At 46.4% G+C, this 10,177-nt stretch carries 6 protein-coding genes; 1 reads left to right on the top strand and 5 read right to left on the bottom strand.

The window, feature by feature from the left end; genetic code table 11:
• Window positions 1-69 precede the first annotated feature (69 nt).
• From J0895_RS00505 to J0895_RS00495, 3 genes are all read right to left on the bottom strand, one after another.
• Window positions 70-2,109 carry an alpha/beta hydrolase gene (locus J0895_RS00505; protein ID WP_207086192.1) on the bottom strand — a complete coding sequence of 680 codons (2,040 nt, stop codon included), beginning with the start codon at window positions 2,107-2,109 and terminating at the stop codon, window positions 70-72.
• Between the two features lie 603 nt (window positions 2,110-2,712).
• Window positions 2,713-3,132 carry a tetratricopeptide repeat protein gene (locus J0895_RS00500; protein WP_207086191.1) on the bottom strand — a complete coding sequence of 140 codons (420 nt, stop codon included), beginning with the start codon at window positions 3,130-3,132 and terminating at the stop codon, window positions 2,713-2,715.
• Between the two features lie 264 nt (window positions 3,133-3,396).
• Complete coding sequence (locus J0895_RS00495) at window positions 3,397-3,759, bottom strand: iron-sulfur cluster assembly accessory protein (protein WP_207086190.1); 363 nt, start codon at window positions 3,757-3,759, stop codon at window positions 3,397-3,399.
• A gap of 495 nt (window positions 3,760-4,254) precedes the next feature.
• Between J0895_RS00495 and J0895_RS00490 the strand changes: the two genes are divergently transcribed.
• Complete coding sequence (locus tag J0895_RS00490) at window positions 4,255-5,889, top strand: DUF6930 domain-containing protein (protein ID WP_207086189.1); 1,635 nt, start codon at window positions 4,255-4,257, stop codon at window positions 5,887-5,889.
• 108 nt (window positions 5,890-5,997) lie between these two features.
• Here the strand turns inward: J0895_RS00490 and J0895_RS00485 are convergent, their stop codons facing one another.
• Together J0895_RS00485 and J0895_RS00480 are read right to left on the bottom strand one after the other, a co-directional pair.
• On the bottom strand, window positions 5,998-6,876 hold the full coding sequence (locus J0895_RS00485) for an alpha/beta fold hydrolase (RefSeq protein WP_207086188.1): 879 nt from the start codon (window positions 6,874-6,876) through the stop codon (window positions 5,998-6,000).
• Window positions 6,877-7,171: 295 nt separating this feature from the next.
• A partial coding sequence (locus J0895_RS00480; RefSeq protein ID WP_207086187.1) for a CHAT domain-containing protein occupies window positions 7,172-10,177 on the bottom strand: 3,006 nt, incomplete at its 5' end.

The raw sequence follows: 10,177 nt of genomic DNA, 5'->3' as shown, positions 1-10,177 counted from the left end.
GGCTTCGTCCGTGTAGCCCCACCGTTGACGATGCGGGTTTTTATAGACCTATCACAACCGGATTTGGTATTAATCCTTCGTCAAAAAGGGTTGACAGGGTAAAAACCGGATCCTTGTGCCTTGAATTAACTCCTCAATCCCCGCTTCGATTTCTGCTTCCGACTCGCCATTGAGACTGATCAGCCGTTTCAAAATCTTGAAGGTGGCAGTGTGGGTTAAAAAGTAGCCGCCATGTAAATCCAGTTCGCCGAAGAGACGACTATAACTCAGACTCAGGATAAACATTAGGGTATTGATCAGGTCGATCGCCAACCCTCGGTAGGGTTTTAGAGACCAAAAGATGCCATTTACGCCAATTGTCTCCGAACAGTCGATATAGTTAAAGCGCTCAAACAGGTCATAAGCAGAAGTGGGACTGGCCGCTGCTTGGGAGACCAAGACATTGCGAATGTAAGGGCGGTAATTGGCGTTGGGGTAGCGATCGTCTAAGGGTTTGAGGTAGACATTTCCCAGACGATAGGCGGACATTTCGATACTGGGTTCACTAAACCAGTTGCCCAGAGTCGGCATATAGCGCAGGATAATATCGCGATCGCTGGACATCAGGTATATTTGACGGCAACGACGTATGGCAGACCGAACGTAGTTGTTGCGACCCTCCCGGAGGAACTCTAGGGGGATATCCGGGGAGGCCAAAATTAATTTATCCAGTCGCAGGCGATCGCCAATCTTGCTGGACTCTAACCCATCTGGATCGTCAATGTCTCCGTCATCTTTGCCAAAGCGATCGGACAAAATTCGCAAGGTATTGACCAGCAGGAGTCCTCCCATACTGTGACCCACCAAGTTCACCGCAATTTCTGAGTTAGACCCCGAAACGGCATGATTAGGCAGGGACACAGAACCCTGATTTTTGGCTTCAATTGAGCCTATAACCGGCGTGAATGCTTCTGTTTTGGGAGTTTCTTTTGTTTTTTCAGCCTTCCGATTCAAAGCCCGGTCTAAGCGCCAAAAGAATTCAGCTAAATCCGGGGCACCATAGTGAATCGCCCGGTAGCGATCGCGCTGATAAACCAACACCCGCAAACACTGCATCAAAATGACCCAAAGGATAAACAGAGGGGGAACCACCCAATACCATTGCAGGCCCACCGCACTCAACTGAATCCACTTCCAAATTGGACCAATCAGAGGGAGTATTTCTAACCCTTTGAACAAAGGAATGCCCAGCAGTTTCACCATCCCATACAATCCGGTGCCAATAATGCCAGCAAATCCGGAAAGCACAAAGGAGAATTTGAAAAGAACGCCCCAATTTTTGGAGAAATCACTCCATAATCCGGGACTGGTAAAAGGTTGTTCGCTCGGCCAATGATATCCGATATAAAAATGATTGTCTTTTAATCCGCTATCCCGGGAAGACTCTTTGCGATTTAAGGCATTGGCCTCCTTCATGAATAAATCATAAAAGGTGGCGGCAGAGGTGCCATAACCGTGAGTGCGAAGGGTGATGCGATCGCAAAACCCCTCCCCCACAATTTCGGCGAATTCATCCACATTAAATAACGCCCGAAATCTTTTAGGCGGGGGTAATTCACGGTCTACATAGAGGGAAATGGGAGCCGTGCTAATGACTAAAAAGACATTAGAATAAACCAGGTCTTGGTAGATTTCAAAATTACGAGCAGACTTTTCAGAAAAATGGCGATCGCACCAGCTATTAAGCGTCGCCATCACATAGTTTTCATCCACCGTTTCGCGAAAGCAATGAAAGTCGGCGACTGGGTGACTTTGGCAATATTGAAAACACTCCCAATGTAACGCCTCAACAATTTCTTTTTCCGAAAGCTTGCCTCCGTAGGCCAAAAGCTGGGCCGTTGTCATAGTCGTTCGGGTGGCAGCTTTTCCCCGGGTTTTCGGTAGGGGAAAATCGAGAGAGTTTGGGCAGTTATAGGCAAGCTGCACGATTCGGGCTTTCACCCATCCATCGGAAAAAGGAGCCGAATTTTTAACAATCGATTCGAGCCACTGACAGTCATTTTGTAGGGTTTCTGGTGATTTGGTATCCCAAGTCAATGGCAAATCTTTATATTGACGAGAAAGAATCATAAGATAAAATGGGGTAAGTGCTTATGAAGTGTTATCGATTGGATTGATTTAGGGCTTACAGTCAGAAATGATGCAGGATAAAATTTTCTTGAATTGGCCTAAAATTCAAGAAATAGTTAACAAACTCTAGGAGGTTAAAGAGTGATTTAAAGAATCAGTTTCAAGTGATTCTTTAACCTAAAATTTAGAGTTTGTTTAGGGTTAACAACGATGTACTCTCTGAAGAGAAATATATCCGGTTAAAATGGTTGGGAGTGGACAGTTTTTTATGTGGCAGAAAGGGAAAATAGGCCAGGTCCCTTGAGGAGGATGTCGGGGAGGGTTGATTTCCGACTGGAGTGAGGCATCATCAAGCTTGAGTCAGTTCTCCAAAGAACGGTTAAGAAACGACTGAAGTCGTTACTACAAAAGTAAGAGGGGAAGAAACGACTTCTTTTGTTCGTAGTGACGAGTTCCGTCGTCTCCGGCAGGAGGAGTGGGGTAAAAATAAATAAGCCTGCATGAAGATTGGAGAGGGTTTTCATGCAGGCATTGAAGGTTAAAAATTAAATGAAGAGTCTAGGAAAGTGCGATCGCCTCTAGCGCAGAGTCCAAAGGGGAAGCTTATTCAAACAGCCAGTCTTTGACCCGTTGTAAACTCTTCCAATCGGGTTTTCGGTTCAATCCCTCGTCGATATTTTCCTTCACTTCATCGCGCAATTCTGCGGCAACCATCATCAGTTGTTGGACGATTTCGATGTGAGTGCGGACGCCTTTTTGACCGCTATCGAGCATTGCTACTGACAGGTTAACCTGAGCTTGAGCATCTTGGGGATTGAGTTTGACCGCTTTTTGAGCTGCCTTATAAGCCGGAGTCGGTTTATCGGCCAATAAATACAGCCACGCCAAACAAGTCCAAGCGGGACTATTTTTTGGGGCGCGATCGCAGATATCCCGAAACACCGGAATCAGGGTGTCTGGGCCTTCACCAGCTTTGTAGCGTTCCACGCAACTGGTAAATTGAGATTCAACGGTTTCAGTCATAAGCGGTTCTTTATCATGCAGTTGTTCGATTGTATCCAAAAGGCCGTCCGGTTTTTCAATTCAGGAGAGATTGGGGGATATTCGTTTGTAGTAATGACTTGCGGTCGTTTCTGCCTGCTAGGATTATTCTTCCTTTGACAAAGAGACGACAGAAGCCCCAAAATAGTAAACCCAGGTCAGAAGACTGACCTGGGTCCTTAGAGTCTACGAGAATCAGGCGGGACAGTGGCGATGGCAAAAGAGGTTAAAATGGGGAGGTGCCAGTTAGGCAGAAAATGACTTGCCACAGCCACAGGATTGAGTGGCATTGGGGTTGGTAAATTGGAAACCACCGCCGATCAGGGCATTGCTGTAGTCAAGGGCCATGCCATAGATATAAAGCAAGCTCTTGGGATCGCAAACCACCTTGAAGCCTTCTTCATACTCGAAGACTTCATCGCTGGGTTGAATTTTGTCAAGCTGCTCAAAATCCATCGTGTAGGACATCCCTGAGCAGCCACCCCCGCGCACGCCAACTCGTAGACAAAGGCCTTCGCCCCCTTGTTGGCTTTGCAGGGACTTAATGTGCTTGATGGCAGAATCCATGACGAGAATCCCGCGTTGTTGAGGCTGTGTTGCTTGTGTCATCAGTTTACTGGTCTCCTTATTCCGGTTCTAACTACAGCTATTCTAGCTATGCTGTTGTCTGTGTTGCTGTTCTATACTGAGAGGGCTTTAGTCTCTTCTGAGTTCATTGTAGCGAGGAATGCAGCACAGCAGCAGGGGAACCTACGGATAGGGTAACTGGAGATGGCACACTGGAGAAACAAGCCGGGATAAAAAAGACCAAATCAGCCTGTTAATAACCATCTGGCAACTGTTCTCAATGTTGTGTGAATTCTCAATAAATGCCCAGTCCAGACTGCTTTTACAACTCCAACCCAATTTCTGTAGGGTATTGAGACATTCTGGGAGTTTTTAGGGTTGTTTTCAATTGTTTTGAATCCTAATAAGTCGGTGAATAGAATTAACTATCAGATGGACCTTTCCCCCCTAACTCCCTGCCCCAGTAAGGCCGGGGCGAATTGCTCTGTTAACTGGCTATTTTAACCATCTGTGCGTACACCCTATACTGAATTTTTTATGGCAGGTTTAAACCGCTCTACTTTTCGTCGCTTACAACAACTCCAACAAATTCCGTCGGTCTGGGAAGGCGATCGCCGTCCGATGTCCGAACCTCTGCCTATAGGCTCCTCGGCTTTATCAGATTATGATTTAGAAAACGGCGGGGACTGCATTATGTGGGTAGATGGGTCCCAAGGAATGGTCCGATCAATGGATGTCGTTTCCCCTGATACGGGCCCGGAAGCAGTGGTTCGCACATTGCTCAGGGCAATGGAACACCCTCACAGTCCAGCCCTTCCCGGTCGGCCCCAGAAAATCGTGGTCAAGGACCGGGAAATCCAGTTTTTTCTCCGGGGCGTCCTTCAGGACCTAGGCATTTCCATCGAGTATGTGCCGGACCTCCCCCTGATTGATGAACTGTTTCGCGGGTTTCAGGATGTGGTCGATCGCAAACCGCCCCTGCTACCCCCGCAATATGTAGAGAGTTTAGAAGAAAAGGCATATCAAGTCTGGCAGGCGGGTCCCTGGGAATGTCTGGCGGATCATCAAATTATCTCGATTGAACTGGAAGGGTGGGATATGGGAACCCTGTATGCCTGTGTCATGGGTATGCTGGGATTGGATTATGGCATTCTCTTATATCGGTCCCTGGAATCCCTAACTCAGTTTAGAAAGCGGGTGATTGCCAATGAATCTGCGGAACGCTTAGAAGAAGCCTTTTTATCCCAAGATTGCCTGTTTATTACCTTTGAAAGCGCTCAGGAAGATGACGAGATTGACCTCTCGGACCTCCCCCCCAGCGAGATTAAGCCGACTTTTGGCAATCTTCATCCCTTAGAAGGAATGCGATCGATTCTCTATGATGAGGAGGCCCTGCTGACGATTCTGGCCCTGGATGCGTTTGCTCGCTTTTTCCATAGTGTTCGCCGCAAGCTGACTAAGGGGAAGTTCCCAAACTTAAGTCAATGCTATCAAATTCCGATTCCCGAAGGGGGCGATCGCCCTGGTCCAGAAGAGGTGGCAGTGACGGTGAGTACCATGCCCGAACTGGCTGCCAAACTGTTTGAAATGAGTGTCAGTGCCACGGACGATGAGGATGACGAGGAGGATGATGAAACCTTGTTGCGCGATGATTTGGTGCCACCGAACTCGTTCCTCAGTCTCGGGGTGGTTCCTTGGGAAATCTTGAAAGAACTAGAGGGCTCAGCTTCTCATTATCAATCGGCTCCAGTTCATGCCAGCGGCGATGGGTTGCCGATTATCTTGATTCAAACCTCTCGACCCAAGGCTAAAGCGATGATTGATACGTTAAAAAAAGCCGGAGGTGTAACCGGAATGTGTTTTAATCCAGGTGAAGACCCCATCGGCGGTAATCGCTTCGATTTGGGCATTTTAAAAACTGAAAATGGTGACCTCCATCTGTTTGGGGAGTTTATGGAAGATGACCCGGTTCACGTTGCGGCGCGTAAAAAGTGGGATGGTCGCTGTAAGAAAACAAAAGGATATTGTGGGTTGGTAATTGCAATGGGGTTGACTGGAGCAAGCCGTGGCAATCCTCAACAGAAGGATATGTTGGCATTGTTTGAGGTGCGATCGCTCTCCCCGAAAGATATCAATCTCGGAACCCTCCAATTGATGCCTATGCCCTTTTAAATCGGACTGATACCTGGGTAGGGGCAATCCCTGTACTTCGCCTACCCCTTGGGTTACATCTTTTTGCGGGATGCTTTAACCCCAAAAATACTTGAGTTGTGAAAGCTGTTATTTTTCCAAGCTTTCAGATAAAAATTCCCGCATATATTGATTCACCCGTTCGGGTTGTTCTTGCTGTACCCAATGGCTACAATTGGGAATATAACGAATCTGTAAATTGCGAACGTAGGATTCAGTCCCGTAGGTGAGTTCTTTCCCGAGGGCGGTATCATTTTCTCCCCAAATCATCAGGGTGGGGACTTCTAAAACGTTCCACTCTTTATCAAAGACTAACTCCCACATTGTTTTCCGGTAATAGTTGAGCATAGCAGTCAGCGCACCCCGTTTGGCTGCCGCATTTTTATAGGCGGTAATATCAGCCGGAGAAAAGGCGGTTTTATTCACTGCCATGCTTTGAAATGCCATTTCAATCATCTGATAATCATTGAATTGAAATAGCAACTCTGGGACTACGGGAAGCTGAAAGAAAAAGGTATAAGAACTTTTGAGGATTTGCTGGGGGTTGCTGCGGAGTCCTTCGGCAAATTTGGCAGGATGGGGAATATTGAGAATGATGAGTTTTTCAACTAACTTGGGGTAACTGTAGGCAAAATACCAGGCGATCGCCCCTCCCCAATCATGACCGACTAAGACACAGTTTTCATACCCCAATCCAGTAATAATTCCCTCAATATCTTTGATTAATTCTTGGATACTGTAAGCTGATGGATCTTGCGGTTTATCGCTGTCATTGTACCCGCGCATATCCACGGCAACGACTTTATAATCTTGAGCAAATTCGGGAATTTGATGTCGCCAAGAATACCAAAATTCGGGAAAACCGTGCAGCATTAGCATCAAGGGTCCTTCTCCCTGGGTTACATAATGCAGGGTAATTCCATTCACGGCGATCGTGTTATGGGTCCAAGTTTCTAAGGCAGTTGTCATATATTTCTATTGGCTTGAAGTCTGATTCAGATAAAAACCGGGGTTTTTGTCGTAATTTTAGGCTGATTATACCAAATCCGCTACTCATTCTGTCTGTAAAAGCCGACACCTTTAAGGGGATGGATACAGGAACAAAGTACCCGTTCCAGGGTGGACAGAAGATCGGATAATTTATCAAAGGAGTGGGAGCATCTTGCTCCCTTTCAGGAGTAGGGAGCAAGATGCTCCCACTCCTTAATTTTATGATACTATAATTTGAATGATTTAAACCCAGAATAGCGGTGATTGATTGTCCTTAAAATCCATTGCCAATTAGAATGAAAGAAGCCCAATAATAAGGATGATTATAATCGCTTTCCAGTAAAGCAAGTTGAGCATTTTGGAGGGCAGCAGTTTTATTAGTGCCGGTTTTTAAGCTATTATAAAAAGCCGTCATGAGGGCTTGAGTGCCGCCATCATCTACGGACCATAAGGAGGCGACTGCGGCTTTTGCACCGATTTTTTGCATTTGATAGCCAAATCCCAGGATTTCTGTTCCGTTTCCCATTTGTCCACCCATTGCAGTTTGACAAGCGCTGAGGACGATTAAATCGACGTTGGGTAAGGACCAATCTTCTAAGTCGCGTAAGGTGATGCGATCGCCATCGCCTAACATGATAAATGAATCTTCCGGTTGACCGTTGACAAAAGCGGCATGAGTGGCTAAATGAATCACATTGCGATCGCTCATTCCCGAAGTGGTGGCGATTCGGTTAAAGTCCTGATCAATCAGTTTCATGGTTCCTGGGATAGTTGCCGCCAAATTTTCTACTTCTTTTCCAGCAAAAGGTAACCCAGAAAACGCTAATTGTCGCGTTCCCACTTCAACGCTATAAGTTCCTTGGGTAAATGCACCGGCTAAAATTTTGAGTTCTTCTGGGGGGGCAACATTAAAGTTCGTTAATGAAGCAGCAGTAATATTATTAATTTGATACCGCTGGGCTAACCACTTTTCTCCATCATACAAGGCGGCTAAAGGAATATACCGTAACAGTCCATCGGGGGCATAAATAATGGTTTCGACTTCTAGGCGGTCCAGTTCACTTTGAAACGGTTGAATTAACCAATTATATAACTGCTTACCCGCCGCTTTTGGGATATCAGCATTCGCCCGTTTGGAGGGAACCGTGAGGGCAGTTCTAAACTCAGTAACGCCCCGACTTAAATTGGCTTTGTTCACGGGAATTGACCGATGAATGGGGGGACCATAAGCGGTAATTAAAATCAGTTCGATGCGGTCTTCTAAAATGAGGGGATAGAGTAAGACAGCATTTTGATTTAACTGTTGCAATGACGCTTGCAATTGGGCTATATTGGTTAAATCTATGTTTTCTCCACTGGTTTTGCGGGCAATTTCAGCGGCAATTTCGATGATTTCAGGACTTTCGAGAAAACGGTCAAACTGTTGGCGCAGGGTTTGCAGGTTTCGCTCAATTTCGGCAATTCGTTCTTGCTGTTGGGGGGTTCGTTCGGTTTCAGGAATGCTTTGTAATTGGCTTAATTCTTGCCCAAGTTCGATCGCCTGTTCTTGCCGGGTCAGATATTCCTCGGCGAGTTTTTCTTCTTCCGGTAAAAACTCGACTCCGGAGGCGGTTTGTTCGTTACCTCGAACATTTTGCAGATATTCATCGAGTTCTTGGATTTTTAATAAATCTAGGACTTGTTGCGCCTCCAAAATGCGGTCTTGGCGGAGTAATAAATCAGATAAGTGACGATAGGTATCGGCAACGGTTTCGGTAAAGGATTGTTGCCGTTCCATTGACAGGACTCTGAGGTCTTGGCGGATGGATTCATGAAGGTTGACCGCTTTTTTATAAAAGGCGGTGGCTAATACTATATCTTCTTGTTCTTGGAAGATTCTCCCAAAATTAGCCAGGGCGATCGCTTCTCCTGCTTTGTCTCCCGTTTCTCTTAAAATTTTGAGACTTTGTTGGAGAAATTCCAAGGATTGGGAATATTGTTTCAGGCGATAATAGATGGAAGCAATCCCGTTGAGGGTCCGTCCGATGGCGGCGCGATCGCCAATGCGTTGAAAGGTTTGGAGGGCTTGTTGTAAAAATTCTAAGGATTGGCCGGTTTGTCCTAAACTAAGGTAAACGCCCCCAATATGTTCGAGGGCATTACCTTGGGCGGTGGGGTCGCCAATGGCGTTGGCAATTTCTAAAGCTTGTTGATAGCTGTCTAAGGCTTCGGTATATCGACCGAGTTTTTCATAGACGATCGCAATGGCATCAAGGTTACGGCTTTCTCCCGACTTATCCCCGATTTCTTGGCGAATGATTAAGGCTTGTTGTAAAACTTCTAAGGCCTTGGGATATTCGCCTAAACTATAATAAAGACCGCCTAAATTATTCAGGATGGTTCCCATACCCGGGCGATCGCCGATGCTTTGGCGGAGGCTTAATGACCGTTCATAAAAGTTTAGGGCGTTGGGATATTGCCCAAGGCTATAATAAATTCCCCCCACATTGTCGAGGGTTTTACTCATGCCGGGGCGATCGCCTATTTCTTCGGCAATGGCTAAGGATTGATTATAAACGGACAAGGCTTGTTGATACTCTCCTCGTTCTTCATAGAGTACCCCTAAGCCATTTAAGGTATTACTTAAGCTGGATTTGTCTCCAATTTCTGCTAAAATCGGTAAGGCTTGTTCATAGTAAGACAACGCCCGATCGCCTTGGCCGAATTGTCGATATAACAGGGCGATATTACTTAATAACCGCGCCACTCCCGCGCGATCGCCAATTTCTTCTCGCAATTTTAGCGCTTCTTCATACAAGTCTAAAGCGCGTTGGGCCTCTCCTAGACTATAATACACGCCACCCAGATTATTTAGGGTCCTTCCTTCATCTCGTTTATCTCCCACTTCCCGACGAATGACGAGGGCTTCTTGATACAATTGCACCGCTTTTTGATACTCTCCCGTCGCCGCATACACTGCCGCAATGTGATGTAAGGCTTCCCCTTCAATGGGGCGATTGTTCAAGGTTTGGGCAATTTCTAAGGCTTGTTCATGCCGTTGTAGCGCTTGGGGATAGTCTCCTAAGCGACTGTACACAAACCCGATATGATTGAGGGTTTCTCCCACCCCCGGGCGATCGTTCAATTCCTCTCGAATAGCTAAGGCGGCTTCTAATTGTTCGAGGGCTTTGGTATAATCACTCAGGGCAGTATAAACTTCGCCAATCTGGGTCATGGCAACTGCCATTTGGAGGCGATCGCCTTGGAGGGAATGTTGTTGTAAGACTTGTTGATAGGTTTG

Source organism: Phormidium pseudopriestleyi FRX01, assembly GCF_017313335.1.
GTDB classification, from domain to species: domain Bacteria; phylum Cyanobacteriota; class Cyanobacteriia; order Cyanobacteriales; family Laspinemataceae; genus Laspinema; species Laspinema pseudopriestleyi.
The sequence above is the reverse complement of the archived record's forward strand: the minus strand, read 5'-3'. Positions and strand labels throughout refer to the sequence as shown.